Annotated in this window: 23 protein-coding genes, 1 pseudogene and 1 riboswitch; of the genes and pseudogenes, 15 read left to right on the top strand and 9 right to left on the bottom strand. The window is 68.6% G+C overall.

The window, feature by feature from the left end:
- Window positions 1-17: 17 nt before the first annotated feature.
- The 3 genes from FGL98_RS02680 (at window position 18) to FGL98_RS02670 (ending at window position 1,700) form a co-directional block, all read left to right on the top strand.
- Window positions 18-518: an enoyl-CoA hydratase/isomerase family protein gene (locus FGL98_RS02680; protein ID WP_146315128.1), complete on the top strand. Its 501-nt coding sequence runs from the start codon at window positions 18-20 to the stop codon at window positions 516-518.
- Complete coding sequence (locus tag FGL98_RS02675) at window positions 502-630, top strand: enoyl-CoA hydratase/isomerase family protein (RefSeq protein ID WP_186525936.1); 129 nt, start codon at window positions 502-504, stop codon at window positions 628-630. Before FGL98_RS02680 ends, FGL98_RS02675 begins: the two co-directional genes overlap by 17 nt.
- Before the next feature lie 197 nt (window positions 631-827).
- Window positions 828-1,700, top strand: coding sequence for a PDDEXK family nuclease (locus tag FGL98_RS02670; RefSeq protein ID WP_146315126.1), 873 nt, complete (start codon window positions 828-830; stop codon window positions 1,698-1,700).
- Window positions 1,701-1,853: 153 nt separating this feature from the next.
- Here the strand turns inward: FGL98_RS02670 and FGL98_RS02665 are convergent, their stop codons facing one another.
- Window positions 1,854-3,314 carry a UDP-N-acetylmuramoyl-L-alanyl-D-glutamate--2,6-diaminopimelate ligase gene (locus tag FGL98_RS02665; RefSeq protein ID WP_146315125.1) on the bottom strand — a complete coding sequence of 487 codons (1,461 nt, stop codon included), beginning with the start codon at window positions 3,312-3,314 and terminating at the stop codon, window positions 1,854-1,856.
- Window positions 3,315-3,493: 179 nt separating this feature from the next.
- Window positions 3,494-3,673: riboswitch (cobalamin riboswitch) on the top strand.
- 108 nt (window positions 3,674-3,781) lie between these two features.
- Here FGL98_RS02665 and metE point away from each other — a divergent pair.
- The 6 genes from metE (at window position 3,782) to FGL98_RS02635 (ending at window position 12,339) form a co-directional block, all read left to right on the top strand.
- On the top strand, window positions 3,782-6,091 hold the full coding sequence (gene metE, locus FGL98_RS02660) for a 5-methyltetrahydropteroyltriglutamate--homocysteine S-methyltransferase (protein ID WP_146315124.1): 2,310 nt from the start codon (window positions 3,782-3,784) through the stop codon (window positions 6,089-6,091).
- Between the two features lie 36 nt (window positions 6,092-6,127).
- On the top strand, window positions 6,128-7,549 hold the full coding sequence (locus FGL98_RS02655) for an MFS transporter (RefSeq protein WP_222431990.1): 1,422 nt from the start codon (window positions 6,128-6,130) through the stop codon (window positions 7,547-7,549).
- 117 nt (window positions 7,550-7,666) lie between these two features.
- Window positions 7,667-8,809 (top strand): alkaline phosphatase family protein, encoded by a 1,143-nt coding sequence (locus FGL98_RS02650; RefSeq protein WP_146315123.1) that lies wholly within the window; start codon window positions 7,667-7,669, stop codon window positions 8,807-8,809.
- 220 nt (window positions 8,810-9,029) lie between these two features.
- Entirely contained in the window at window positions 9,030-9,938 is a 909-nt protein-coding gene (locus tag FGL98_RS02645; protein ID WP_222431989.1) for a LysR family transcriptional regulator, read from the top strand.
- 238 nt (window positions 9,939-10,176) lie between these two features.
- Window positions 10,177-11,454 (top strand): flavin-containing monooxygenase, encoded by a 1,278-nt coding sequence (locus FGL98_RS02640; RefSeq protein WP_146315121.1) that lies wholly within the window; start codon window positions 10,177-10,179, stop codon window positions 11,452-11,454.
- A 63-nt stretch (window positions 11,455-11,517) separates the two neighbouring features.
- Window positions 11,518-12,339, top strand: a complete 822-nt coding sequence (locus tag FGL98_RS02635) for a nuclease-related domain-containing protein (protein WP_246136339.1) — start codon at window positions 11,518-11,520, stop codon at window positions 12,337-12,339.
- Window positions 12,340-12,355: 16 nt separating this feature from the next.
- On the opposite strand, the gene FGL98_RS02630 is transcribed toward FGL98_RS02635, so the two are convergent.
- Complete coding sequence (locus tag FGL98_RS02630; RefSeq protein ID WP_222431988.1) at window positions 12,356-12,916, bottom strand: YdeI/OmpD-associated family protein; 561 nt, start codon at window positions 12,914-12,916, stop codon at window positions 12,356-12,358.
- A gap of 58 nt (window positions 12,917-12,974) precedes the next feature.
- Window positions 12,975-14,159, bottom strand: a complete 1,185-nt coding sequence (locus FGL98_RS02625) for a beta propeller repeat protein (RefSeq protein ID WP_146315119.1) — start codon at window positions 14,157-14,159, stop codon at window positions 12,975-12,977.
- A gap of 288 nt (window positions 14,160-14,447) precedes the next feature.
- Here FGL98_RS02625 and FGL98_RS02620 point away from each other — a divergent pair, with 288 nt between their 5' ends.
- Window positions 14,448-14,645 carry a hypothetical protein gene (locus FGL98_RS02620; protein WP_146315118.1) on the top strand — a complete coding sequence of 66 codons (198 nt, stop codon included), beginning with the start codon at window positions 14,448-14,450 and terminating at the stop codon, window positions 14,643-14,645.
- Window positions 14,646-14,674: 29 nt separating this feature from the next.
- On the opposite strand, the gene FGL98_RS02615 is transcribed toward FGL98_RS02620, so the two are convergent.
- From FGL98_RS02615 to FGL98_RS02600, 4 genes are all read right to left on the bottom strand, one after another.
- Window positions 14,675-15,481, bottom strand: a complete 807-nt coding sequence (locus tag FGL98_RS02615) for a GTPase (protein WP_246136338.1) — start codon at window positions 15,479-15,481, stop codon at window positions 14,675-14,677.
- A gap of 159 nt (window positions 15,482-15,640) precedes the next feature.
- A complete protein-coding gene (locus FGL98_RS02610; RefSeq protein WP_146315117.1) occupies window positions 15,641-16,399 on the bottom strand; it encodes an SDR family NAD(P)-dependent oxidoreductase in 759 nt (252 codons plus the stop codon).
- A gap of 23 nt (window positions 16,400-16,422) precedes the next feature.
- Window positions 16,423-17,430 (bottom strand): acetamidase/formamidase family protein, encoded by a 1,008-nt coding sequence (locus FGL98_RS02605; RefSeq protein ID WP_146315116.1) that lies wholly within the window; start codon window positions 17,428-17,430, stop codon window positions 16,423-16,425.
- 146 nt (window positions 17,431-17,576) lie between these two features.
- Entirely contained in the window at window positions 17,577-19,220 is a 1,644-nt protein-coding gene (locus FGL98_RS02600; protein WP_146315115.1) for an ABC-F family ATP-binding cassette domain-containing protein, read from the bottom strand.
- A gap of 62 nt (window positions 19,221-19,282) precedes the next feature.
- Between FGL98_RS02600 and FGL98_RS27020 the strand changes: the two are divergent.
- The 5 genes and pseudogenes from FGL98_RS27020 to FGL98_RS02575 all read left to right on the top strand — a co-directional run.
- Window positions 19,283-19,429: pseudogene (locus tag FGL98_RS27020) on the top strand (zinc-ribbon domain-containing protein); the annotation flags it as partial.
- A gap of 54 nt (window positions 19,430-19,483) precedes the next feature.
- Entirely contained in the window at window positions 19,484-22,933 is a 3,450-nt protein-coding gene (locus tag FGL98_RS02595) for an adenylate/guanylate cyclase domain-containing protein (protein WP_246136337.1), read from the top strand.
- 136 nt (window positions 22,934-23,069) lie between these two features.
- Window positions 23,070-23,663, top strand: a complete 594-nt coding sequence (locus FGL98_RS02590) for a YdeI/OmpD-associated family protein (protein WP_146315113.1) — start codon at window positions 23,070-23,072, stop codon at window positions 23,661-23,663.
- A 313-nt stretch (window positions 23,664-23,976) separates the two neighbouring features.
- Window positions 23,977-24,378, top strand: a complete 402-nt coding sequence (locus tag FGL98_RS02580) for a VOC family protein (RefSeq protein WP_146315112.1) — start codon at window positions 23,977-23,979, stop codon at window positions 24,376-24,378.
- 195 nt (window positions 24,379-24,573) lie between these two features.
- Window positions 24,574-24,924 carry an iron chaperone gene (locus FGL98_RS02575; protein ID WP_146315111.1) on the top strand — a complete coding sequence of 117 codons (351 nt, stop codon included), beginning with the start codon at window positions 24,574-24,576 and terminating at the stop codon, window positions 24,922-24,924.
- A 69-nt stretch (window positions 24,925-24,993) separates the two neighbouring features.
- On the opposite strand, the gene FGL98_RS02570 is transcribed toward FGL98_RS02575, so the two are convergent.
- A complete protein-coding gene (locus tag FGL98_RS02570; RefSeq protein ID WP_146315110.1) occupies window positions 24,994-25,440 on the bottom strand; it encodes a type II toxin-antitoxin system VapC family toxin in 447 nt (148 codons plus the stop codon).
- A complete protein-coding gene (locus FGL98_RS02565; protein ID WP_222431987.1) occupies window positions 25,437-25,688 on the bottom strand; it encodes a FitA-like ribbon-helix-helix domain-containing protein in 252 nt (83 codons plus the stop codon). Before FGL98_RS02565 ends, FGL98_RS02570 begins: the two co-directional genes overlap by 4 nt.
- Window positions 25,689-26,062 lie beyond the last annotated feature (374 nt).

The following is a 26,062-nucleotide window of genomic DNA, read 5'->3' as shown; positions in this document are numbered from 1 at the left end:
TGCCATATCGTGCCGCCATGAGCACAACCGAGCAGGTGAGATGCCAGGCGCAGGGGCCGCTGCGCCGGATCATCCTCAACCGCCCGCACGCCATCAACGCGCTCACTACGGCGATGGTGGAGGCCGTCGAGGCGATGCTGAAGGAGTGGGCGGGTGACGACGCGGTCACCGGTGTGACGATCGAGGGCGCCGGCGACAAGGGTCTCTGCGCGGGCGGTGACGTGGTGGCGGTGCGCCGCGGCGTGCTCGAGGGCGGTGACTTCCGGCGGTTCTTTCGCAGCGAGTATGCGATGAACTCGCTGATCGACTCCTTCCCGAAGCCGCTGGCGGTCTTCCAGGACGGGCTGGTATTGGGCGGCGGGGTCGGGGTGTCCGCGCACGCCGGGCTCCGCGTTGTCACCGCACGCACCCGAATGGCGATGCCAGAGACCAACATCGGCTTCTTTCCGGATGTGGGCGCCCTTTTCCTGCTGTCCCGTGCGCCGGGTGAGACCAAGCAACATGGCGCGCACCCGTGACTTCGACGAGGGCGTGCGTGCCCTGCTGGTCGACAAGGACCACGCGCCGCAGTGGGAGCACGCGTCGGTGGCGGAGGTGCCGCGCGAGGTGGTGACCGCGCTCTTCGAGTGACGCTTCCACCGTGCTCCGAGGTCGCAACTTCTCGCCTCGTCTCTCGTCGAGATCGCTTTATCCGGGCGTATTTCGCGGTTTGGGACGACATCGTGCGATGTCGGCGCGTCCTTTGACGAGATGGTGCGATCTCGGCCAGCTCGGTGGCCCGTGGATGACGTCCTGGTCGGCATGCCGGTCTACGCAAGGGTGGGCGTATGCCTCGATCACCGGACCCGCTGCCGGACCACTTGCGCCGGATACCTTTCACTGTGGCGAAAGCCCGCGCCGACGGAGTGGCCGCCGGTCGACTGGAGGCGTCCGACCTGGCGCGACCGACGTCCGGAGTTCGCGCGTTGGCCGTCCCGCGGACCACCCTCGATCGCGCACGCGCCTTCGCGCTGGTGCTGCCGAACGGCGCGGTCTTCAGCCATCAGAGCGCCGCGGAGATCCTTGGGCTGCCCCTGCCCAGGCGACTGGAGACGAATAATCTGCACATCTGCATACCCGGCGACGGTCCGGTCGTGCGGCGCAACGGGGCCGTGGGTCATCGTCGGGCGGAGCACAAGCGCCGGCTGACCGTGCGCGGCCTGTGCGTGGCAGCACCCGAGGACGTGCTCGTCGATCTCGCGCCGGTGCTGAGCGTGGAGGAGCTGGTCCAGATCGGTGACGCGATCCTGGTGCGGGCGCCGGAATGCGCCGAGCGGGTGGCGTCCGCGGTCACTCGCCGGCGAGGCGCTCGCGGGATGAGCCGGCTGCGCCAGGCGATGGAACTCATGCGGGTGGGCAGCGCGATGGAGACCGTGTGCCGGCTTCGGATGCGCGAGCGCGGGTTGCCCGCGCCGCTGCTCAACCACGACATCGTGGATCAGCACGGTCAGTGGATCGCCTGCGTGCACTTCTGCTGGCCGGACCAGCGGGTGGTCCTCGAGTACGACGGAGAGGTGCACGGTGATCCGCGCCAGCGCCGGAAGAATGCTGGGCGTCGGCGTCAGCTCAGCAGCTGCGCGTGGACGGTCATCGTCGTGACCGACCAGGACGTGCTCGGATCGGGCGATTGGCTCGATGACCTGCACGGCCTGCCGGGCTGAGGCCGCAGCCTCCGTTTGCCGAGATCGCAATTTCCCGCCGAATCCGCCCTCGAGATCGCACCATCTGGGCGTATTTCGCGATTTCGGGCGGGACAACGCGATCTCGGGAGCTGCGTCAACGGATAGTGCGACGTCGAGGTCGTGCGGCTGAGTTCAGAGCCGGTGGATCAGCTCGGTGACCACGCTCACGTCGTGGAAGTCGATGTCTCCGGTCGGCAGGTGCTGCACCCGCTCGTGCCCCTTGCCGGCGACCACGATGACGTCGCCCCTGTGCGCGACCTGCAAGGCGCTCCGGATCGCCTCCTGTCGATCGACGACGACGCTGGTGTGCGACATGTCCGCGCCCGCAGCAACCTCGTCGGCAATCGTCTGCGGGTCCTCGGAGTACGCGTCATCCGTGGTGATGATGGCGACATCCGCCAGTTCCGACGCCACGGCGCCCATGAGCGGCCGCTTGGCCTTGTCACGGTCGCCGCACGCGCCGAATACGCAGATCAGCCGCGCGTCCGGGCCGTGTCCGGCGGCCACCTCACGAGCCACCTCCAGCACCGCGCGCAGCCCGATCTCGGTGTGCGCATAGTCCACGACGACCTCGAAGCCACGGTCCACCGCGGCCGGCACCCGCTCGAACCGCCCGGGGACCTGGCCCATCTCGGAGACCGCCTTGGTCAGCACCCGCGCGGACATGCCGGTCTCGAGGGCGATCGCGGAGGCACCGGCGACGTTGTGCACGTTGTAGTCACCCAGCAGCGGTGTGTGCAGCTCGAGCACGCCGTGATCGGGGGTGGTCAGGTTGAAGACCGTGCGGGCACCCTGCCGGTGGACGTCGCCGATGCGGTAGTCGGCATCCGCGCAGTGGCCGAAGGTGCGGGTGCCGGAGATCTCCTGCGCCATCCGAGCGCCCGCCGCATCATCGGCATTGGCGACCTTGGGCCCGACGGTCCACTCGAAGAGCTTGCGCTTGGAGCGGTAGTAGTTCTCCATCGTCCCGTGCAGGTCGAGATGGTCGCGGGTGAGGTTGGTGAACAGGGCCGCGGCATACCTGGTGCCGTCGACCCGGTGCAGGTGTATGCCGTGCGAGCTGGTCTCCAGGACCACGTGGGTGACGCCCGCGCCACGCATCCGCACGAGGTTGCCCTGGACCTCCGGTGCCTCGCCGGTGGTGCGCACGGACATCGAGTGATGCCTGCCGATGATCACCTCGGCCGTGGTCATCAGGCCGGTGGACGTCTCGCCGTAGGCCGCGGTGAGGATCGCGTGCAGGACGTAGGAGCTGGTGGTTTTGCCGTTCGTGCCGGTGATGCCGTAGACCGTCAGGTCGTGCGAGGGGTTGCCGGCCAGCTCGGTGGCCAGCGCGGCCAGCGCCACCCGGTCGTCAGGAACGACGGCAGTGCGGACGCCCGGGATGTCGTGCTGCGCCACGATCAGGGAGGCGCCGCGCTCCAGCGCCTGCGGCACGAAGTCCGCGCCATCGGCGGTGAACCCCTTGATCGCCACGAAGGCGGCCCCAGGGCTGACGTCGCGGGAGTCGTGGGTCACGGAGGTGATGTGTTCGGGCAGCGGAGGCACGTCGACGCCGAGGATGCGGGCGACTTCTGCTTGGTCCAAGGGCACCGAGCGACTCTACATCGCCGCGCGGCCGGTCAACGATTGCGGGATCTAAAACAATCTAGCGACATGCCTAGACCTCGTTAGATGCCGTGATCGATCGCGTCCTGCTCACCGACGGGGGCTACCGTGGCAGGTGCAGCTGGTTCCGGTGCGGGCGTATCCCGTGCGCGCCGGTCGAAGCCCACGTCGTCTCTGCCGTGGGTGAGAGGGAACCCGGTGAGATTCCGGGACTGTCCCGCAGCGGTGAGCAGGAACGACCGCCGTCATCGGCACTGGGCATGAGCCCGGGAAGCGACGGCCACTAGGTCCGGGAGAACCGGGCGCCTGCGAGTCCGAAGACCTGCCCGTTGCGCCGGGCACACCGTGCCCGGCGGTCGTCGCCTCGAGGGCTGGGCGCGCGGTCTCGATCCTGAGCACCCGTGCCTGCATGGCGACCGGCCATCCGCGACGTAGGCAAAGGGGAAATCCTAATGAGCAGCACCGTCACCTCGGCGTCGGTAGGGGCGCCATTCACCGCAACCGTCACCGGCACCGCCCGCATCGGGCCGCGGCGCGAGCTCAAGCGCGCGGTTGAGGGCTACTGGGCAGGACGGGTCGACCGCGCCGGGCTGGAGCGCATCGCGGCGGGTCTGCGGATGGACGTTCAACGGGCCCTGGTCGATGCCGGCCTGGACTCCGTGCCGGTCAACACCTTCTCCTACTACGACCAGATGCTCGACACCGCAGCCATGCTCGGTGCGCTGCCGGCCCGGGTCGCGCACCTCGAGGACGGCCTCGATCGCTACTTCGCGGCGGCACGCGGCGATGCCGACACCACGCCGCTGGAGATGACCAAGTGGTTCGACACCAACTACCACTACATCGTCCCGGAGATCGGCCCGGACACCAACTTCCGACTCGACGCCGGCAAGGTGCTGGGCGAGCTGAAGGAGTCGCTGGATGCGGGCATCCCGGCGCGCCCGGTGATCATCGGCCCGATCACCTTCCTGCTGCTGGCGAAGGCCGTGGACGGCGGCGCCGACCCGATCGGGCGGATCGCGGAGATCTGGCCGCTGTATGACGAGCTCCTGGGTCGGCTACGGGACGCCGGTGCCGGCTGGGTCCAGCTGGACGAGCCGGCGCTGGTCGGCGACCTCACCCCGGACCAGCTCGCCCTGGTCGCTCGCACCTACGGGCGCTTCGCCGGACTGGAGCACCGACCGGCGTTGCTGGTCACCTCCTACTTCGGCAGTCTTGGACCCGCGCTGGAAGAGCTGGCCACGACGGGTGTGGAGGGGATCGGGATCGACCTGGTGCGAGGCAATCTCGATGAGCTGGACGAGAACACCCGCAGCCAGGTGCTGCGCGACAAGCTGCTGGTCGCGGGAGTGGTGAACGGGCGCAACGTCTGGCGCACCGACCTCGACAAGGCACTGGCCCTGCTCGACGGCCTCGACGACCTTGCCGGCTCGGTCGCGGTGTCCACCTCCTGCTCGCTGCTGCACGTGCCCTACTCGTTGGCCGACGAGACCGGTCTGGATGACGCGCTGCGCAGCTGGCTGGCGTTCGGGCACGAGAAGGTGCGCGAGGTCGTGACGCTGGCGACCGCGCGACGGCACGGCGCGGAGGCCGTAGGCGCCGCGCTGGACGAATGCCGCGCGGCGCTCGTCTCGCGGTCCCGCGACCCGCGACTGCACGAAGACGACCTGCGCGCCCGGCTGGCCGACACCGCCGAGCGCGGAGCCCGGCGATCGGCATACGAACAGCGTCGCGAGCTGCAGGACAAGGTGCTCGGTCTGCCGGTGCTGCCGACGACGACCATTGGTTCCTACCCGCAGACCGCTGCGATCCGTGGGGCGCGAGTTGCGCTGCGCAAGAACGAGATCGATGCTAGGGAGTACACGCGGCGGATGAAGTCGGAGATCGCGCAGGTCATCGAGCTGCAGGAGCGGCTCGGTCTCGACGTGCTGGTGCACGGCGAGCCGGAGCGCAACGACATGGTGCAGTACTTCGCTGAGCAGTTCGAAGGATTCGTGGCTACCCAGTACGGCTGGGTGCAGTCCTACGGCTCGCGCTGTGTGCGTCCGCCGATCCTCTTCGGTGAGGTGCGCCGCCCGCGGCCGATGACCGTCGAGTGGATTCGGCACGCGCAGTCGCTGACCAGCAAGCCGGTCAAGGGCATGCTGACCGGGCCCGTGACGATTCTCGCGTGGTCGTTCGTGCGCGACGACCAGCCGCTTGCGGAGTCGGCCCAGCAGGTCGCGCTCGCAATCCGCGAGGAGGCGCAGGACCTGGAGAGCTCCGGGATCCGCGTGATCCAGGTCGACGAGCCGGCCCTGCGCGAGCTGCTGCCGATCCGCAGCGCGGATCGTGCGGCATACCTCGAGTGGGCCGTCGGCGCGTTCCGGCTGGCGACCGGTGGTGTCGCCGACGACACCCAGGTGCACACGCACCTGTGCTACTCGGAGTTCGGCGAGGTCATCCAGGCGATCGCCGACCTCGATGCGGACGTCACGTCGATCGAGGCGGCGCGCTCGCGGATGGAGGTCCTGGACGACCTGACGCAGATCGGCTTCGCCGCCGGGGTCGGGCCGGGGGTGTATGACATCCACTCGCCGCGGGTGCCGACGGTCGACGAGGTCGCGGCCTCGCTGCGGCTCGCGCTACGGGCGGTGCCGGCGGCCCGCCTGTGGGTCAACCCGGACTGCGGCCTGAAGACCCGTGCGCCGCAGGAGGTGGAGGCCGCGCTGTCGAACGTCGTGCAGGCGGCCGACCGGGTGCGCTCCGAGCTCACCGCCTGACCGGAATGCGGCGGGCTCGCCCGCCGTTGAACGAGGGTGACGACAGATGCGGTGCAGACGTCTGCGCCGCGTCTGTTCGCCGGACAGTTGCGCTCGACGAGCGTAGGCATCCTGATCCTGATCACGCTGATCGCGTTCGAGGAGATGGCCGTCGCTCCGGCATTGCCGACGATCGCGCGGGATCTGCACGGGCTGGGAGCGTATGGCTGGGCGTTCACCGGGTTCCTGGTCGCCAATGTCCTGGGGATGGTCGTGTCCGGCCAGCTCAGCGACACGCGGGGGCCCCGCACTCCACTGGCGGTGGGGATGCTGGCGTTCATCGGAGGACTGCTCACCTCGGGCACGGCCACGACGATGCTGCAGCTGGTGGGGGGCCGAGTGGTCCAGGGCCTGGGTGGCGGGTTGCTGATCACGGCCATCTACGTGGTGATCGGTGAGCGTTACCCGCAGGCAACCCAGCCGAAGGTGTTTGCGGCACTGGCTTCCGCGTGGGTCGTGCCGTCTCTGGTGGGCCCGGTGCTCTCGGGCGCGATCACCGAGCACGTGGGGTGGCGGTGGGTCTTCCTCGGACTGCTGCCGCTGGTCCTGCTGGGCTCGGCACTGATGCTGCCCGTGCTGCGATCGTTGCGGCGACCCATGGGGCGGCGCGGTGACGGGGTCGGGCCCCGTCGGGTGGTGCGGGCGCTGGCGGTTGCGGTCGGGATCGCGGTCCTGGAGCAGGCCGGCCAGCACCCGACCCCCTTGTGGCTCGGGGTGGGTGTGCCCGGTCTGGTCGCGCTGGTATGGGGGCTGCGGGGGCTGCTGCCGGCCGGCACCGTTCGCGCCCGGCGGGGCGTGCCGTCCACCATTGCGCTGCGCGGGCTGCTGGCGGGCGCCTTCTTCGGGGCCGAGGCGATGGTGCCGCTGTCGCTGACGATTCAGCACGGGTTCGGAGCCACCCAGGCGGGGTTGCCGCTGGCCTGTTCGGGGCTGACCTGGGCGGTGGGCTCCTGGTGGCAGGGTCGGGAGGTGCGCGGCGACGAGCAGGTGCGGCGGGTCCGACTGGTCCGCTGCGGATACTCGATGATTGCGCTGGGGGTGCTGGGTATCGCGGTCTCCGTGACCACCGGCGGTGGAGCTCTCCTCGCCTACCCGGCGTGGGCGCTGGCGGGGCTCGGCGCCGGGATGACGATGGCGACCCTCAGCGTGCTGCTGCTGCGCTACACCAATGACGTCGATCGGGGCGCCGACTCCGCATCGCTGCAGCTGGCCGACGTGACCTCCAGCGCCGTGACCACCGGGGTGGGCGGTGTCCTGATAGCAGCCGCAACCGCGGGATCGCTCGGCTTCACCACGGCATTCGTCACCCTCGACCTGGCGATGGTTGCCATCGCCCTCGTCGGGGCACTGGCGGCGGGCCGACTACGATCGCCCGGGGCAGCCAGGCAGGTCGCGCACGATCTGAGCATCGACCGATAGGGGCGGTGCGGGGTTGACGGGCACAGGGGTCAGCAGTTCACTACATGGGCACTACCCCATCGGCTAACCACCGACCGTCACAGATCGTCTCAACGGTTTTACCCGGAGGAGTACACCATGCGTTTGTCCCGCAATGCCTCGATCGCCGCACTGAGCGCGGCTTCCCTTGTCGCCGTCGGCACCACCGCGATGGCCGCCACGCCCTCCCACGGCGGCGGCAACCATCACCGGGGGAGCAGTCCCGCGCCGCTGGATCACGTCTACGTGATCATGCTCGAGAACCACTCCCAGTCCAGCGTGATCGGCGATCCGAACGCTCCGTTCATGACCAGCCTGGCCAAGAAGTACGCCATGGCGGACCACTACTACGGCGTGACGCACCCGTCGATGCCGAACTACGTCGCGACCCTTGCCGGCGACAACTTCGGCCTCCAGGACGACAACGACCAGAACGTCGTCAACCTGGACCGGCCCAACCTGGTCGACCAGCTGGAGCGCCAACACATCAGCTGGGATGCCTACCTGGATACGCTCCCGGCCGACAAGCTCGCCCGATTCGGCCCCACCCTCTCGGACGGGACAGTGGTCCAGCTCTACGCGAAGAAGCACAACCCGTTCGTGCTCTTCGACGACATCAAGAACGACCCCGCCCGCATGGCTCACGTGAAGGACTACACGGCTCTCGAGCAGGATCTCAACAGCCGACACGCACCGCAATTCGTCTGGATCACGCCCAACCAGTGCAACGACATGCACGGTGGGGTGTACCAGTCGGTGGCCGGTCACTCGGAGACTCCCTGCCCCTACGGATCGACCAAAGACGACGCCAATGACGCCGCGCTGAAGCGGAAGGCCGACACGTTTGTGAAGGGCGCGGTCAACACGATCATGAGCTCCCGGTCCTGGACGAAACGCTCGGCCATTGTCATCGTGACCGACGAGAACGACTACACGGGCAACGAGGAGACCGGTGGCTGGGAGAGCGCGGACGGATGCTGTGACTCGCCGTATGTGCCGGCACACGACCCGCGCATCAGCGCGGACTGGCCGGGGGGCACCTACGGCGGCGGTCTCATCCCCGCGATCGTCGTCCGCGACGGGTTGCAGCACGTGGTGGACCACACGCTGTACAACCACTACTCGTTGCTGACGACGATCGAGGACAACTGGCACTTGGGCCACATCGGCCACGCCGGTGACAGCGCAGGCGGTGTCGTCCCGATGTCGAAGGCGTTCGGTATCAACGGTCGCCAGCACTGACGGTTGCCCACCGGGTTCGACACCCTCCGGGCTGCGGCCCGGAGGGTGTCGAGCTCCGAGCCCGCTGACCAGTTGTGCACTTACGCTCCAAAGGCGCAGCTGTAGCTGCGCCTTTCGGCGGTAAGTGCACAACTCGGCGGGGTTGCGGGCCGCCTTTCTCGGTGCGCTGACCGCACGATCTTGATGCGCAGATCGGGCGCGGTCGGGCATGATGGCGACTGTGCCCGGACCCTCCTTCACGCTGATCCAGCTGCGCTACTTTGCAGCCGCGGCCGAACGCGGCAGCATGACGGCGGCGGCCCGGGACCTGGTGGTCTCGCAGTCGGCGATCTCCACTGCCGTCAGCCAGCTGGAGAAGGAGCTGGGCGTCCAGCTCTTCCTGCGCCACCACGCCCGGGGCCTGACGCTGACTGCGGCGGGCTCGGACTTCCTGCGCGAGCTGCGCAGCTTCCTGGCGCACGCCGCCGACCTGGAGGAGACCGCGCGCAGTGCCGGGGCCACGCTGGTCGGGGACCTGTCGGTGGGGTGGTTCACCACCCTGGCGCCGTTCCAGCTGCCCCGGCTGGTGGCAGCCTACGAGCAGAAGCATCCCGGCGTGCGGGTCAGCGTGGTTGAGGAGGAGCACGCGCATCTCAAGCAGGGTCTGCGCGACGGGCGGTGCGAGCTGTCGGTGATGTACGGGTACGACCTCGAGGAGGACCTGGACCACGTCGTCGTCGGTGCCGCGGCACCTTACGTGATCGTGCCCGCTATGCAACGCTGGCTCCGACGCAAGCGGGTCGGCCTGCGCGAGCTCGCCGACGAGCCGATGATCCTGCTGGACATGCCGCATACGGCCGACTACTTCACCTCGATGATGGCCGCGGCCGGAGTCCAGCCGGCGGTGCGCTTCCGCAGCCCGTCCTACGAAACCGTCCGGGCGCTGGTCGCCCACGGGCACGGGTTCGCGCTGCTGAACCAGCGACCGGTCCACGACACGACGTATGACGGTGCCCGCGCACTGGCTCTTGAGCTCACCGACGACGTCGAGGCGCTGGAGATTGTGGTCGCGTGGATGCGGGGCGCCCGACTGACCCGGCGGGCGCGGGCCTTCGTGCGGCTGGCCAAGGCCGAGCTCGGCACCTCCTGAGGCAACCGTTCCAGCCCCCCCGGCTGGTTGAGCCGACGGCGAACGAAGTGAGTCCGACGTGTCGAAACCTGGTGGCCCACACGCGGTAGCCCCCGCAACGCATACATCGGGGAAACCGATCTAAAAGACCAAAAACATCTGTTGGACAGGCGTAGCGCCGACCGGGAGGATCAGGGGAGATGCAGGGCTGCGCCGCACGTCGGCGCAAGGCGCCCTGCCCCAGCGAACAGAGGTTGATATGTCGAGCCAAGAGGTCGAGGTCCTCGTCGTCGGCGCCGGTCAGGCCGGAATCGCCACGAGTGAGCACCTGAGCAACACCGGTGTGTCGCATCTCGTCCTGGAGCGCCGCCGCATCGCCGAGAGATGGCGCTCCGAGCGGTGGGACTCGCTCGTCGCGAACGGACCCGCCTGGCACGACCGCTTTCCCGGACTGGAGTTCTCCGACGTCGGCCCCGACGGGTTCGCGTCGAAGGACCAGGTCGTGGGCTACTTCGAGGCGTATGCCGAGAAGATCGAGGCGCCCGTCCGGTGCGGCGTCGAGGTGACCTCGGTGCGACGACGCGTCGGCGCACCCGGCTTCCGAGCAGAGACCTCCGAGGGCACCATCGACGCACGATTCGTCGTGGCGGCGACCGGTCCCTTCCAGCAGCCTCTCGTCCCGTCGATTGTGCCGGCGGACTCGGGCCTGCTGCAGATGCACTCCAGCGCCTACCGTAATCCCGGTCAGCTGCCGGACGGCAACGTCCTCGTCGTCGGGGCCGGGTCATCCGGGGCACAGATCGCCGCCGAGCTGCAGCAGTCGGGGCGACAGGTCTTCCTGTCCGTCGGGCCGCACGACCGACCGCCGAGAAGCTACCGTGGGCGCGACTTTGTCTGGTGGCTGGGCGTTCTCGGACTGTGGGACCTGGAGACCCCGCCCCAGGGCGCGGAGCACGTCACGATCGCGGTCAGTGGCGCGCACGGTGGCAGCACCGTCGACTTCCGTGACCTCGCCGCCGATGGCATCACCCTCGTGGGCCGGACCACGTCGTTCGAGGCCGGCACTCTGCGCTTTGCCCCGGATCTCCGTGGCAACATCGCCGGCGGCGACGCCAACTACCTCGGGCTGCTCGACGCGGCAGATGCCTACGTCGAAAGCCTTGGCCTGGACCTGCCCGAGGAGCCGGAGGCCCGAGTCCTCGGCCCGCTGCCGGGCTGCGTCACCGACCCCACTCTCGAGCTCGACCTGGCGGATGCCGGTGTCACCACGATCCTCTGGGCCACCGGCTTCGCGGTCGACTACAGCTGGCTGCAGGTCGACGCCTTCGACGATGAGGGCAGGCCGCAGCACCGGCGCGGTGTGTCGTCCGAGCCGGGTGTCTACTTCGTGGGGCTGCCCTGGCTGTCCCGGCGCGGGTCCAGCTTCATCTGGGGTGTGTGGCACGACGCCCAGCACATCGCCGACCACATCGCGACCCAAATGCGTTATCTCGCCTACGAACCGGCCGCGGCCGATCGAGAGGTCGCCAACGTCTGACGGCGGGTTGGTCACTTTCCGAGAACCGCGGCAGCCGGGATGTTCAGCACTTACGATGGGCGAGTGGCACTCGAACCGGCCGAGAAGCACCTGCGCCTTCGCTATGCCGGCACGTGCCGAGTCTGCGGGCTTGCGCTTCCTGTCAGGGCCGAGGGGATCTACGACCGAGTCACGAAGACCGTCCGGTGCGCGATGCACGGGGCGGCTCCAACCGGCAAGTCGACCGTCATGGGCGTTGTCGAGGCCGACACACCCGGAGCGTCAGCTCGGCGAGAGTTCGAGCGCCGCAAGGCCAAGCGCGAAGGGCAAATCCGCGCCAAGCACCCGAGAATGGGCGGCCTCATCCTCGCGGTCTCCGATGAGCGGCAGTCGACCAAGGCCTGGGACAGGGGCGCGGTTGGCGAGGAGAAACTCGGCAGCCGGCTCAATGAACTCGCTTCGGAGACACTGAGGCTGTTGCATGACCGGCGGATCCCCGGAGGGCGGGCAAACATCGACCATCTGGCGGTGACCCCCACCGGGATCTACGTGATCGACGCCAAGAAGTACCGCGGCCGCCCGCACCTCAGGACCGAAGGCGGACTCGTTCGACCACGTGTCGAACGCCTGCTTGTCGGAAGCCGCGATCGCACCAAACTCGTCGATGGGGTACTGAAGCACGTTGACGTGGTTCGCCGCGTGCTCGGTGATGACCTCCCGGTCCACGGTGTGCTCTGCTTTGTGGATGCCGACTGGCCGATGATCGGGGGCGCCTTCACCACTCGTGGCGTGCAGGCGCTGTGGCCCAAAAAGCTCTACCCGAAGCTGCAGGCGGCTGGGCCACTCGCCGTCGACTCGCTCGCCGACATCCACTGGAGGCTCGCCAGCGCCTTACCCCCCGCCTGACACCTACGTGCTCGACCTACGACGGCTCGACGAGCTTGCCGCTCTTGGAGACGTCGGGGTCGGTGCACGAGGAGAGGTCGAAGCAGCACGGCCGACGCTTGCCGTGGTCCAGCTTGTCGATGCTGACCTGGACCCGTCGCTGCCTCGTGTCGGCGTTCTTCGTCGCGCCGACCCAGCGCACCCACTCCCACCGGGCCATCGGGGTGATGTCCGCCCAGATGTGCTGGATCTTCTCCGGGGCTTCGTCGAGCGCGGCGGACAGGTCCGGGGGCACCTCGGGCTCCGGCCAGCCTTCGGCGATCTCGACGGCAACCTGCACCGTGTCGCCTGGGGTCACCTCGGCGACCTGAGCCAACGCATCGTCGACACGGATCCAGTGTCCCCGCCGACCGTCCGGCTCCAGCACGGTCGCGACCTGGTGGCCATCGACCGCAGCCTGCACGGCCACCTGCCCGCGGGATGGCAGCTGCGCGCTCGCCTCCTGGGGCAGCCGCAGCAGGGTCGTCTCGCCGACGACCTCCGCCTCGGCGGTGAAGCTGATGGTCGGGGCCTTGCTGCCATTGGTCGAGGTGGTCACGGTCTGCAGTCTCCCTCTGTCCGGTGCGGACGGCTCTGGTGCGCCCGAGCGATTGCGCTCAGCCTATGGCCGCACCCGACGACCCGACCGGCTCGAGGACCTCGACGGCCAGCACGGTAGGCAGGTGCCGGGCGATCTCGTCCCAGGTCTCGCCCTCGTCGTGGCTGGCGAAGACCGAGCCGGTGTTGGTGCCGAAGTACACGCCGGCAGGGTCCAGCCGATCGCCGCTCATCCCCTGCCGGAGCACGGTGAAGAAGCACGCCTTCTGCGGCAGCCCTGCCCGTTGAGCCTCCCACGACGCACCGCCGTCCCGGGAACGCCAGACGGCGGCGGCCGCATCGGGTGGGTACCGGCCGTCGGAGTCGCCGTTGAGCGGAACGGTCCAGATCGTCCGCCCGTCGCGCGGGTGGGTCCAGAGGGCAAAGCCGAACGTCGAGGGCAGGCCCGCCGTGATGTTGTGCCAGCTGTGGCCATCGTCGTTCGAGCGCCAGACCCCGTGGTGGTTCTGCTGATAGAGCGGGGCGCCGTCGCCGGTGGCACGCTCGACGTGGTGCACGCAGAACCCGGTATGCCCGTCGGATGCGGCCGCGGGGTGGGCGTTGCCCTCACCGTCGGCGGGGTCCGCGAGGTCGTTGCGCCGCTCCCAGGTCACCCCGCCGTCCTCGGTGACGAAGACTCCCGCGGCGGAGATCCCGATCCACATCTTCTCGGGGTCTTCCGGGTCTGCGACGATCGTGTGAAGGACGAGTCCTGCTGCGCCTGGGCCCCATTCGGATGCTGACGGGTGGTCGGTCAGTCCCTTGACGGCCTGCCAGGTCACCCCGTCATCGTCGCTGACGAGCAGCGTCGCCGGCTTCGTCCCTGCGTAGAGCCGGCCGCCGACTCGTCCCAGGGACCACACCTGGGAGAAGTCGGCGCCGAACGGAGTCGGTGCCTCGGTCCAGCCGATGGACTCGGCGAACTCGGGGTCGCCCGCCGCCCACTCGTCCAGCTGACCTGTCGTCAGCTTCGTGACCTTCCAGGTCCGGCCGCCATCACCCGAGTGCCACACCCCGGCACCGAACCAGTCGCCGCCGCCGCCGGCCCACATCGCTCCGGTTGCCCGGTCGCCGATGACGTGGTTGATCGGCCATCCGTCGCAGAACGGTCCGCGCACCTCCCAGCGGGCGCGATCGGCATACCCGTCGAGGACGAAGGCGCCCTTGGTCGTCCCCACCAGCAGGCGAATGGTTGCATCGGACATCGGATGCCCCTTCCGGGAGGCTCATCCGTCCGTCGCGGGCAGCGGACGTGTGTATTCAAGTGTCGCCAGGTCGCGGCGCGGTGGCAAGACTCAGGCGCGCATCGATCAGGCCCAGTCCTAAGGACTTGGCTGTGGGCCGTCGATTGGCGCTACCCGTCGGCGCGAACGGTCCCGCTACCTAGCCACCCGAGGCGAAATACCTGTCAAAGCGGCCGACGGACCCGCGATCGGCGCCATCGATCTCGTTTCCCGCTAGGCTTGTTCGTAGGTCATGGATGGAGGTGCACCGTGCGGCGGATCGTCTTCGTCGTGGTCGGCGTGGCGCTGATCCTGGCCGGCGTCATCTGGATGCTCCAGGGGCTCGGCGCCATCGGCGGCAGCTCCATGTCGGGCAACACCAAGTGGGCCGTCATCGGCCCGATCGTTGCCCTCATCGGCATCGGGATCACGGGCGCGGGTCTTCGCAGACGCCGGCCGCAGCGTTAGCCGGTCGAGCTGAGACGACCGCGTGTCGCTCAGGCGTGACCGCTGAGCTGGGCAAGGCGGGCCGCGAGGGCATCGATCATGGTGCCGGCATCCTTGGCCGAGATCGCCGCCTTGCGGTCGCCGCCCTGGCTGGACACCGGAAGCACGTCGACCGAGAGTTTCGCTCCGCCCGCCAGGGCGCGCAGCGCGTCGACCTTGTCGCCGAACTGCGAGCCGCTGCCCGGCGAATAGTAGTGCACCACCTCGTCGACGTCGTGGGGGTAGAGGTCGGTCTTGGTCACGGCGATGACGAGCCAGATCGGCTTGTCACGGCGTACGGCCATCGAGGCGATTCGGTGGGACGTGATCGCCCAGTCCTCGAGCTCGGCGGCCAGCTGTTCCTCGCGGGTCGCGGTCGCCTTGCCGGTGGTGCCTGCGGTGCGCCGCGGGGTGGCGTAGCCGTTGGCGACCACGTGGATCACCCCGTCGACGGGCTCGTCGTGAAAGACCTCGTCGAGCGCGCCGAGCCGCGTCGCCGCGTTGTCGCCCGGCACCACCAGGAAGCGAAAGCCCCGCAGCCGGGCGGAGCGGCGGGACCGGCGTTCCATCACGGCCGAACCCACGTCGGCCACGCCGTCACCAGAGGTGCGGCGGGTGAGTCGGTCCACGAGCTGACTCTTGCCGGCGCCCGTCATCCCGGTTACGGCCACCATGGGGAAGCGGTGCCGGAAAAGTCGGCTCATCCCCTCAGGGGCCGATGCGAGACCGCTCAGCACACTGCCGGCGACGGTCGCGCCCAGGGCAGTCAGGCCCGAACTTGGCAGAATCGTCCGTAGGCGGGACGGTGGGTGAGACACGAAGCCTCCTCGGCGGGCTGGTCAGAAGCAGACTGGCACCCTGAGCCTACGTTCCGTCGTTCACGGCTTCGGCACCCCGGGTGAGCGCGGGCCTACGACCAGCGGACACAGGTCGCGAGGCCGGCGGGGCGGTCGTCCTGGTGGCGGGCGGCCAAGGGGTCAGAGCTGGATACCGCGGGTGAGAGCGCCGTCGACCACCAGGTTGGTCCCGCTGATTCGCGACGCGCGTGGACTGGCGAGGAAGACGATCGCCACCGCAGACTCATCTGGGCGGCCCATCCGTCCGGTCGGGTTCAGGGCCGTTGCGGTGTCGAACAGCGTGTGGTCACTACGCTCGATGTCGGCCCAGACGCCACCTTCGAAGTAGGTGTTGCCGGGTGAGACCGTGTTGGCGCGGATCCCCTGATCGGCCAGCTGCAGCGCGAGCCCGTGGATGTATCCGACGATCGCGGTCTTGGCGGTGCCGTAGGGACCGGAGGCGAAGTCCGACTCGCGGCCCGACACGCTCGAGACGGCCACGATCGCAGGCGTCGGGCTCTGTCTCAGGTGGGGCAGCGCGGCCTTGACCAGTCGGACCGTATGCATCAGGTCGACGTTCAGGGAAACCTCCCAGTTCTCCTCTGTGTCGGGGATGGCGAGCGCGCTGACGCAGGCCACGACGACGTCCAGCCCACCGAGGGTCCGGGCGGAGTCGTCGACCCAGGTCGTCAGGGCCTGGCCGTCCGAGACGTCGACGACGCAGCCATGCACGGTCCCGCGTGCGCTCAGCTCGGCCTCGGTCCTGGCGACGTCATCCGGGGTGCGGGCGCAGAATCCCACGTGCGCGCCCTCATCCAGGAACGCGGACACGGTCGCGCGGCCGATGCCCCGGGTCCCGCCGGTGACGAGCACGCGCTTGCCGGACAGCTGCAGGTCCATACCGTTCTCCTGGTCTGCGGGTTTCAGCCCGCTGTGAGTGAGGCGGCGCGCTGCCGCAGCTCGCGATGAAGTCCGTGGTAGGCCGACGCGTGCGGCAGCAGCGACTTGGCTGCCTGCACGACGACGCTGTAGTTGGTGTCGACGACGTTGGCCACAGGCACGCGCGCCATCTGGGTGAGCAGCTGGTAGGCGTCGATCGGATCGAGTCCGAACAGGTCGGCAAACCAGGTGATCATGTCGCCCGTTGCGATGCGCCAGGCGTCCTCCATGGGGCGGCTGGATCCGACCGACATCCAGGTGGCATCGTCCTCGACTCGCGGCCACGGCGTCGGCACGCCCTTGATCAGCTCGACCAGCACGGTCGTCGTCATCGCCCCCTCGACGGCGGTGCCGCAGGCCTCACCCTCGCCCTGGCGGTAATGGCCGTCGCCGAGTGAGAACAACGCGCCCTCGACGTTGACCCCAAGGTAGACGGTGGCACCGGCGCGCACCTGCGGGACGTCCATGTTGCCGCCGAACCGCTCCGGCACCAGTGAGCTGTGGGCCTCTCCTCCCGCGGGCGCCACCCCGATGGTCCCGAGCATCGGCTCGACGGGCAGCTCGATGACGTGGTCGCTGCGGTTCGCCACGAACGTCACGGTCGACTTGGCCCGGTCCAGCTCGTAGATCCAGGTCGTCTCCGGCAGCGGTGGTTGCAGCGTCACCACCCGGTCGGTGCTGGTCAGGCCTCCGAAGAACGGGATCAGTGCCGAGGCACCCCAGTCGCGCGCCGGTTCCAGTGACACCAGGTGCAGGGCCAAGGTGTCGCCCGGCTCGGCCCCCTCCACGAAGAAGGGCCCGGTCTGCGGATTGACGTACGGCATCGTCAACCGCTGCGACGGCAGATCCCGCACGCTGCGCAGCGCTCCGCAGAACGCGTCGTCCGACCAGAGACGCAGAGCGTCGCCGGGCCGGACGCGCTGCACCGGGGCCACCCCGCCGAAGGTGAAGGCGTACTGCTCGGGTGTGGGCACGAACTCGGTGACCTCCATGCCATCTGAGCCTAGCCGCGGACGCCCGCACGCCACCTACAAACGCCCACATCCATGTCGTGCCGGCGAGCCCAGGTGGTGAAGGGCACTGTTGGTGAGCCGACTCGGGTGAACGGGCTCTGCGCGGTCAAGGTCCGCGCCAGAGGTCAAGCGGTCGTGACCTGGCCGTCCTGGACGTGCCAGCGCTGGTCCAGCCGGACGTTGTCCAGCAACCGCCGATCGTGCGAGACGAGCAGCAGCGCCCCGTCGTAGGACTCGAGGGCTTCTTCGAGCTGCTCGATCGCCGGCAGGTCGAGGTGGTTGGTGGGCTCGTCCAGGACGAGCAGATTGACCCCGCGGGCCTGGAGCAGGGCCATCGCGGCGCGAGTCCGCTCACCGGGTGACAGCCGCCCGACGAGGCTGTTGACCTGGTCGGCCTTGAGCCCGAACTTCGCCAGCAACGTCCGCGCGTCAGCGGGAGTCAGCTGCGGCAGCGCCGCCTCGAAAGCGTCGCCCAGCGATAGGTTTTCGGCCAGCCCGGTGCGCGCCTGGTCGATCTCGCCGACCGCGACCGAGGCGCCCAGGCTGACTCTGCCCGTCTCGGGCGCGAGCCGTCCGAGGAGAAGCTGCAGAAGCGTCGTCTTGCCGGCGCCGTTGGGACCGGTGATCCCAATCCGGTCACCCGCGCTCACCTGGAGGGAGATCGGCCCCAAGGTAAATCCGCCGACGATCGCGGAGGCCTCGTCGAGCGTCGCGACAACGGAGCCGGATCGGGGGGCGCCGGCGATGGTGAACTGAAGGGCCCACTCCTTGCGAGGCTCCTCGACCTCCTCCAGGCGCGCGATCCGCGACTCCATCTGGCGGACCTTTTGGGCCTGCTTCTCGGAGGACTCGCCCTGCGCCTTGCGCCGGATCTTGTCGTTGTCCGGTGCCTTCTTCATGGCGTTGCGGACACCTTGGGAGCTCCACTCCCGCTGGGTGCGGGCACGGCCTACGAGGTCGGCCTTCTTGGCGGCGAACTCTTCGTAGGTCTCCCTGGCGTGTCGGCGCGCGATGGCCCGTTCGTCGAGGAACGCGTCGTAGCCGCCGTCGTAGACGGATACGCGGTTCTGTGCCAGGTCGAGCTCGACGACGCGCGTCACGAGGCGGGAGAGGAACTCGCGGTCGTGGGAGACCAGCACGACCCCGGAGCGGAGCGCGCGGACGAAGCCTTCGAGCCGTTCCAGCCCGGCGAGGTCGAGATCGTTCGTGGGCTCGTCGAGCATCACCACGTCGAATCGGCTGAGCATCAGCGAGGCCAACGCCGCCCGGGCGGCCTGCCCGCCGGAGAGCGAGGTCATCAGTGCGTCCGGTCCGACGTCGAGGCGCAGGTCGGCGAGCATCGGCGGGAGCCGGTCGTCCAGGTCCGGCGCTCCGCTGACCATCCAGTGGTCGAAGCTGTCTGCGTAGGCGTCATCAGCGGCCCGGGACTGTTGTTCATCGCCGAGCGCAGCGGCCGCCTGCTCCATCGCAGTCGTCGCGGCGGCGGCGCCCGTGCGGCGGGCCACGAACTGACTCACGGTCTCGCCGCGGATCCGCTCGTGCTCCTGGGGAAGCCAGCCCACAAAGGCGTTGCTGGGGGCCGTGGAGACCATGCCATCGAGCGGTTCAAGGTCGCCGGCGAGGATCCGCAGCAGAGTGGTCTTGCCGGCGCCGTTGGCTCCGACAACACCGACCACGTCGCCGGGCGCAACTGTGAGGTCCAGGGATTCGAAGAGGGTGCGGTGAGCGTGGCCGCCGGCAAGGTTTTTCGTGACAAGGTTCGCGCTCACCCGGAGATCCTAGTTCCCTCCGACTGCCGTCCTGTCGGGTTTAGAGTGTTGGCGTGAGCTCGATGGGGTTGGCCCCGGCGTGTGTCTCTTGTGGTGCGGAACTGGTGGAGGATGCCCGGTTCTGCCGTTTGTGTGGGACGCCGGTGGCTGTCGGGGGCGGCGAGTGCGCGGTGTGCAGGGTGGAGCTTCCGGGCGGGTCCCGGTTCTGTCCTGGGTGTGGTGCTGCGGTGCCGGGTGCTTCGGTATCGCCGACTGACTCGCGCGTGCCGGATGTTGGGGTGGTGTCGCCGACCGCCGAGCGTCGGGTGACGTCGGTGCTTTTTGGGGATCTGGTGGGGTTCACGGCGCTGTCGGAGTCGCGGGACCCGGAGGAGGTGCGGGACCTGCTGTCGCGTTACTTCGACGCAGCGCGGGAGATCGTGACCCGTTATGGAGGGCTGATCGAGAAGTTCATCGGCGACGCGGTGATGGCGGTATGGGGAGTGCCCACCTCGCATGAGGATGATGCCGAACGGGCGGTGCGGGCCGGGTTGGACCTGGTGGAGTCGGTGGCGAGCTTCGGGGAGTCGGTGGGCGCGCCGGGGTTGGCAATGCGGGTGGGGGTGGTGACGGGGCAGGTGGCGGTCACGGTTGGTGCGACGCAGCAGGGGATGGTGGCCGGGGATGCGGTGAATACCGCCTCGCGGGTGCAGGCAAAGGCGGATCCGGGGTCGGTGTGGGTGGATGAGCAGACCCGCTCGCTGGCAGGGTCGGTGTTCGACTTCATCGATGTGGGGGCGCATCAGCTGAAGGGCAAGGCTGAGCCGCTGCAGCTGTTCGGGGTGCGAGCGGTGATGCGGGCTTTGGAGGGAGATCTGAGTAGCGACCGGGTGCAGGCTCCGCTGGTCGGGCGGCACCGGGAGGCTGCGGCGTTGCGGGATCTGTTGCATCTGACCGGGGAGGAGCGGCGGCCCCGGCTGGTGATCGTGTCGGGTGCTGCGGGGGTGGGCAAGACCCGGTTGGGGTGGGAGCTGCGCAAGTACATCGACGGGTTGCCGCAGCTGTTGCTTTGGCACTGGGGGCGGTGCTTGTCCTACGGAGACGGGGTGGCGTTCTCGGCGTTGAGTACCGCGGTCCGTAGCAGGATCGCGGTCGCTGAGGACGATGACGAGGCCGCGGTGCGGGCGGGGCTGGACGTGGCGTTGCAGCATTACGTCCCCGACGCCGGCGACCGGACGTGGTTGGGCCCGCGGTTGGCGGCATTGCTGGACAGTGACACGACGGCGTTCGGTCGCCAGGAGCTGTTCGGGGCGTGGCTGATGTGGTTCGAACGGTTGTCGCTGACCGATGGTAAACAGCTGGTGTGGGTGATCGATGACGCGCAGTACGCCGATGACGGGCTGTTGGACTTCGTGGAGCACCTGGCGACCGCCGCGCGGGTGCCGTTGTTGTTGGTGGTGCTGGCTCGCCCGGAGCTGTTGGCGCGGCGTCCGGGGTTGGCGCTGGTGCATGGCGCGAACCTGGTCGGGTTGGAGACGCTGTCGGCCACGGACACGGGGGCGTTGTTGGATCTGCTGGTGGAGGGGTTACCGGCCGATGTGCGTGATGAGCTGGTGGCCCGGGCTGAGGGTAACCCGTTGTTCGCGATCGAGACCGTTCGGTCGTTGTATGACCAGCATCTGGCAGTCGACGGGCCGGTTCGTACGCCCGGGGCATTGCGGCTCGCCGAGGGGGTTGACGCTGCAAGATTGCGGGCGATGACGGCGCCAGCGAGCCTGCAGGTGTTGGTTGCCAGCCGGTTGGATCTGCTGACCTCCGCGCAGCGATCGGTGTTGGCGACTGCTTCGGTGCTGGGCCAGACGTTCACCATGAAAGGTTTGGCAGCGCTGACCGAGAGGGCCGGGCTGGGTGGTGAGGCCGAGTTGGTGGTCACGTTGCGGGAGCTGATTGCGCGGGACCTGCTGACCACGATCACTGACCGGTTGGCTGCTGATACCGGGCAGTACGCGTTTGTGCAGGCGGTCGTGCGGGCGGTCGCATATCAGACGCAGTCGCGTCGGGATCGATGCGAGGCGCACCTGGGGGTGGTGGAGTATCTGCAGTCCCTGGCGGAGACCGACGGTGAGGTCGGTGCGGTCATCGCGCAACATCTGCATGATGCGTTGGGGCTGACATCTATTGATGATCCTCGTCGTGTCCAGCTGCAGGCCCGGCTGGTCGACTGGATCGAGCGCAGTGCCCGCCGCGCGGCTGGTCTGGGTGCGCCGGCGCAGGCGCTGGCGGCCTACCAGCAGGCCATCGAGATCACGACGGACCCGATCGCGCTGATCGGGTTGCGGTTGGCTGCGGCCGACTGCGCTCTGACCCTGGCCGACGTCGAGCTGGTGGTGGGCCTGGCTGGTGACATCGCCGATGGCACGATGACCGGGGCCACGCGCGAAGACCGCGCCCGCGCGGTCGCAACGGTCTCCCGGATGGTCCGGGAGACTGAGCGGCGGGCTCAGGGTTGGGCGCTGTTGCAGCCGTTTCTGGCCGGTGGGGCCATGGATGAACTCAGCGCCCGCACCGCCCTGCGCCTGGCGCGTGAGCTGGCGAACTACCTGGGTGATAGCGGTGATGTCGGCGAACGCGTCTGGGCCGAGAGGGCGCTGGTCTATGCCGAGCAGAGTGCTGATCCCGCCGAGATCGCCCTCGCGCTCAACTGCCTCTACGTCGCAGAATCCGGGTTGGGGCACGAACGGGTCGCGGCCGGGATCATGGAGATGATGATCGACCTGGGCCGCACCCACCGCCTGGGCACACCGCTGGCACTCGCCCTGACCAACAAGGCGGAACTCTACTGCCCGCGCGACTTGGAGGTCTCACTGGCGTGTAGCTCTGAGGCCCTCGAGCTTGCCCAGTCCCACGGCAACTCCGCCGTGGCGAGCTCAGCACGCAAGCATGCCGGAGCGGCGCTCACCATCATGGGCCACTGGGACCGGGCGGCCGAACTGGGGGTGTTGGCTCCGGCCGTGGGCCGGCGCTACCTCCACAGCGACGCGATCGTGCTGGCGTGCACGGCGGCCATCGCGCGGGCACGCGCCCAGGACGTCGACGTCGAGCCGTTCAGACAGGCGCTGGGTTCGGTCGACGACGGCCTCGCCGACACGGAAGCGGGTGTGTGGGGCAGGCTGCTGCAGCACCTGAACGCCCGGCTGACCGGCGACCTGTCGGCAGCGACGCAGCACGCGCTCGTCGCCGCCGAGCTGTCGGTGCGGCTCAACGGTATGGAGGTGGACACGCCGCTCGTGCTGCCGTGGGCCGTCGACGCGATGGTCGACTCCGGCCAGTTCGACCGAGCCCGCGCGCTGTTGAGCTACGTCGACTCCACCGACGACTGGCTGGTGCCACCCCTGCTGGCCGGGCAAGCGCTGCGACTGCACGGCAGCATCGAGGCCGCCGACCCGGCCACCAGCGCCGACCCCGCCGACATCGAGCGAGACCTGCTCGCCGGCATCGAGGCCCTCGACCGCCTCGGCGCCGCCCCCGACCGGGCCCGCGCACAAGCCGTCCTCGGCTGCTACCTGACCCGGCTCGGCCGAAGCGCCGACGCCGTCGACCACCTCACCGCCGCTCGCGCCACCTTCACCGACCTCGCTGCCACCGGTTGGCTCCACGAACTTGAGCTGTCAATCCCTGATCCTGTGACACCTGGACGCTATCGAGCACCTGAACAGCGCGCCGAGAGTTCATAATTCATCGTGTGTCACCGTTGTGCGCATCGGCTCGAACCGCTCACTGAGCCGCGTGCCATGAGCATGCGTGATGAGCTGCCGCACCTGCTCGCCGCCAACCCGCCTTCCTGTCCGTGCGCGGTGAAAGGATGGCCCTATGGCCGACCAGGAGATGCCGGAGGAGTTGGCTGGTCAGCCGGTGATCTCGTTCGCCACCGTGCCGGACTGCGAAGCATGGTTCGCCGAGCACCACGCCGAGTATCGCGGCTTCTGGCTCAAGATCGGGAAGGTGGGCGCGGCGGAGACGGTCAGCTACGCCGAGGCGCTCGGGGTCGCCCTCTGCCACGGCTGGATCGACGGGCAGAAACGGGGATATGACCAGACCTATTGGTTGCAGCGCTTCACCCTGCGCGGGCCGCGGAGCAAATGGTCGCAGATCAACCGGGACAAGGCCGAGGCGCTGATCGAGGCCGGTCGCATGCGACCGGCCGGGCAGGCGCAGATCGACGCGGCGAAGGCCGACGGCCGGTGGGCGGCGGCCTATGCCGGCCAGAAGAGCGCGACCGTCCCCGATGACTTGGCCGCCGCACTCGCGGCCGACCTGAAGGCCAAGGCGTTCTTCGAAACACTCACGGGTGCCAACCGGTATGCGATCCTCTACCGCGTCCAGGATGCGAACAAGCCCGAGACCCGGGCCGCGCGCATCGCCAAGTTCGTCGAGATGTGCCACAACCATGAGACCGTCCACTGACTGCACCACAGGGGGTTTGCTGGACCGGCGTGGATCGGAAGGTGTTGGTGTGAGTGCCGAGGAGGTTCAGTGTGGACTCGGGCGTGCGGGTTGGGTCGCTACTTGATGGTGGTCATCGTGATCCGGGAGCCGACCCGTGCGATGGCTGGGTCTCCGAGCAGCCGCGTGGTCAACCAGTGTTCGTACTCCTCGACCTCGGCGCCGCCGACCGCGGCGCCTCACAACTCGCCGGTGTCGCCGCCACCGGCGCCGTGCGCCTGGATGCCGGAGTCGACAGCCCCCATTGCGGGGCTGCGACGTTACGCTGGTGATCATGACCATTCGACTGAGCGGCGTTCGCCAGCAAAGTGTCTGGGCGAGTGTCGTCAGTGATGACGCCCCGCGGCTTCGCGCGTGGCTGCTCGCTCTCGGGTTCACTGAGGACCTGCTGATCCCTGGAGAGGGAGAGAACTCGATCCACCACGGCCAACTTGACTGGCCCGAAGGTGGACGGGTTCTGCTCTCGAGCACCGGCGAGCGACCCACACCGTGTCGGTCGGGTACGAGTTCTTTGCACGTCGTCACTGCCGACCCTGACGCGGTCATGGCGCGCGCTCGCGCTCTCGATGCGACGGTCGTGCATGAACTCACCGACCAGACCGACTATCCATCGCGTGACTTCACGGTGGCTGATCCTGACGGCAACCTCTGGACATTTGCAACCTTCGCGGGGTAGAGCCCACCGAATCGCGCTGTCCGTCAATCTGACTGTCATCGGGCATGAAGCTGCGCTTCGTCGGACGCCGGCTCGCGCCGGAGGGACGCGCCCTGTGGAATCCTACGAACGAGCACTTGCGCCGAACGGAGGACGTTCCACAGTCGGCCGCCCAGATGATGACGGATCCAGCAAACGGAGAGGAGACTGTGTGCTATGACCGTGGACGAGGTGGATGCCTACCTGGCAGCGCTGGAGGAACCCAAGCGCGGCACGCTCGAAGCCTTAAGGCGCTCGATCCGTACCGTCGTCCCGGACGCCGAGGAGGGTATCTCCTACGGTGCGCCGGCGTTCCGAGTCAGCGGGCAGGTAGTCGCCGGGTTCGCGGCGTTCAAGAACCACCTTGCGTATCTCCCGCACAGCGGTCGGGTGCTTGCCGATCTGAGCGAGGCACTCACGGGGTACGAGCACACGAGTGGCTCGCTTCACTTCCCGATCGACGAAACCCTCCCCAATGACCTCGTTCGCAGGCTCGTCGAAGCGAAGATCGCGATCCTTGGTATCTGAGTGATGCCCCGGCTCGCAGCACATCTCGTCACAGCAGCGCGTTTCAACGCGGCGAAGTGACGCGGATCGTCAACCGTGTCGTCGCTGCCGGGGGTCAAGGCGTGGCGGGTGCCACGGATCGAGGCATGGGACACCGAGGGGTTCGAAGTGCCTGATATTTCGCGTCGCGACCGTCATCTCCGCAGACTGTGCGACCGCGGCAATGAGGGCGTCGTCCAACGGTGCGTGCTCGGGAATCCGGTAGGCAGCGAGGATTCGCGCGGCCGACAGATCGAACGGCAGGACGCGGTCGGCGAACGTGGGCAGGACGCGCTCGTCGAACCATCGGCGCAAGATCGTCCCCTGCCTGATGTCGGATCGCTCCTTGGCGATCACTCCACGTTCGATCTCGGCGATGGTCGTTGCGGTGACGAACTGGTCGGCCACGGGGATGGACGCCGCCCAGGATTCGACCCCCTGATTGCGTCCTCGCACTCTCAGCGCGGACACCACGTTGGTGTCCAGGACGTACTTCACAGCTCGGGGGTTCGCGCGGTCAGGGGTAAGCGTTCGGGCTCGAACTCGATGTCGGCGCCCTCGGGGGTGCTCAACAGGTCGATGATCGTGACGGGCTCACTTTGCAGGGTGTCGGCGAGTATTTCGCGTGCTTCTGCCTCGACTGACCGGTGATGCTGCTCGGCACGCGCGCGAAGCGCGGCCTTGGTCCCGACGGGCAGGTTGCGGATCAAGATCTGTTCCACGCCGACCACCTCCGATATCGCCATGACGATATCATTTTCTGGGATGGCCTGACCAGCGCGTTGGGGACCTGTGTCCTTCTGGGCTACTAGAGAATTCTCGTAGGGCCGGTGTCTGGCCAGACTCGGTCTAGGTGCTCGGCGGGCGGCTCTCTTCTGGGCTGCCCACCGGTGATGCTGGTGTGGCTCTCTTTCCGGTCTGCGGCCTGCCGAGCTCCGTGACGAGGCGTGGCTCAAGAGGGGACTGCCCTGCTCGTAGTAGCGATGCCCACCTCGCCGTCAGATCAAGGCGAGTAGAAGCGGGAGCCGAGTATGGAACAGGTCATTATCGGGGTCGATCCCCACAAACTGTCGGCAACGATCGAGGTCGTCGATCGCAACGAGCAGATGCTCGGGTCGGG

Origin of the sequence: Leekyejoonella antrihumi, assembly GCF_007845645.1 — a bacterium.
GTDB classification, from domain to species: domain Bacteria; phylum Actinomycetota; class Actinomycetes; order Actinomycetales; family Dermatophilaceae; genus Leekyejoonella; species Leekyejoonella antrihumi.
Note: the sequence above shows the minus strand (reverse complement) of the source record. Positions and strands in the feature narration are given on the sequence as shown.

What these genes read in the sequence shown, in the direction of transcription:
- FGL98_RS02575 (WP_146315111.1), top strand. Translation starts at nt 24,574, where the DNA reads ATGACCGTGGACGAGGTGGATGCCTACCTGGCAGCGCTGGAGGAACCC.
- metE (WP_146315124.1), top strand. Translation starts at nt 3,782, where the DNA reads ATGAGCAGCACCGTCACCTCGGCGTCGGTAGGGGCGCCATTCACCGCA.
- FGL98_RS02580 (WP_146315112.1), top strand. Translation starts at nt 23,977, where the DNA reads ATGACCATTCGACTGAGCGGCGTTCGCCAGCAAAGTGTCTGGGCGAGT.
- FGL98_RS02675 (WP_186525936.1), top strand. Translation starts at nt 502, where the DNA reads ATGGCGCGCACCCGTGACTTCGACGAGGGCGTGCGTGCCCTGCTGGTC.
- FGL98_RS02605 (WP_146315116.1), bottom strand. Translation starts at nt 17,430, where the DNA reads ATGGAGGTCACCGAGTTCGTGCCCACACCCGAGCAGTACGCCTTCACC.
- FGL98_RS02625 (WP_146315119.1), bottom strand. Translation starts at nt 14,159, where the DNA reads ATGTCCGATGCAACCATTCGCCTGCTGGTGGGGACGACCAAGGGCGCC.
- FGL98_RS02650 (WP_146315123.1), top strand. Translation starts at nt 7,667, where the DNA reads ATGCGTTTGTCCCGCAATGCCTCGATCGCCGCACTGAGCGCGGCTTCC.
- FGL98_RS02640 (WP_146315121.1), top strand. Translation starts at nt 10,177, where the DNA reads ATGTCGAGCCAAGAGGTCGAGGTCCTCGTCGTCGGCGCCGGTCAGGCC.
- FGL98_RS02680 (WP_146315128.1), top strand. Translation starts at nt 18, where the DNA reads ATGAGCACAACCGAGCAGGTGAGATGCCAGGCGCAGGGGCCGCTGCGC.
- FGL98_RS02610 (WP_146315117.1), bottom strand. Translation starts at nt 16,399, where the DNA reads ATGGACCTGCAGCTGTCCGGCAAGCGCGTGCTCGTCACCGGCGGGACC.
- FGL98_RS02565 (WP_222431987.1), bottom strand. Translation starts at nt 25,688, where the DNA reads ATGGCGATATCGGAGGTGGTCGGCGTGGAACAGATCTTGATCCGCAAC.
- FGL98_RS02670 (WP_146315126.1), top strand. Translation starts at nt 828, where the DNA reads ATGCCTCGATCACCGGACCCGCTGCCGGACCACTTGCGCCGGATACCT.
- FGL98_RS02590 (WP_146315113.1), top strand. Translation starts at nt 23,070, where the DNA reads ATGGCCGACCAGGAGATGCCGGAGGAGTTGGCTGGTCAGCCGGTGATC.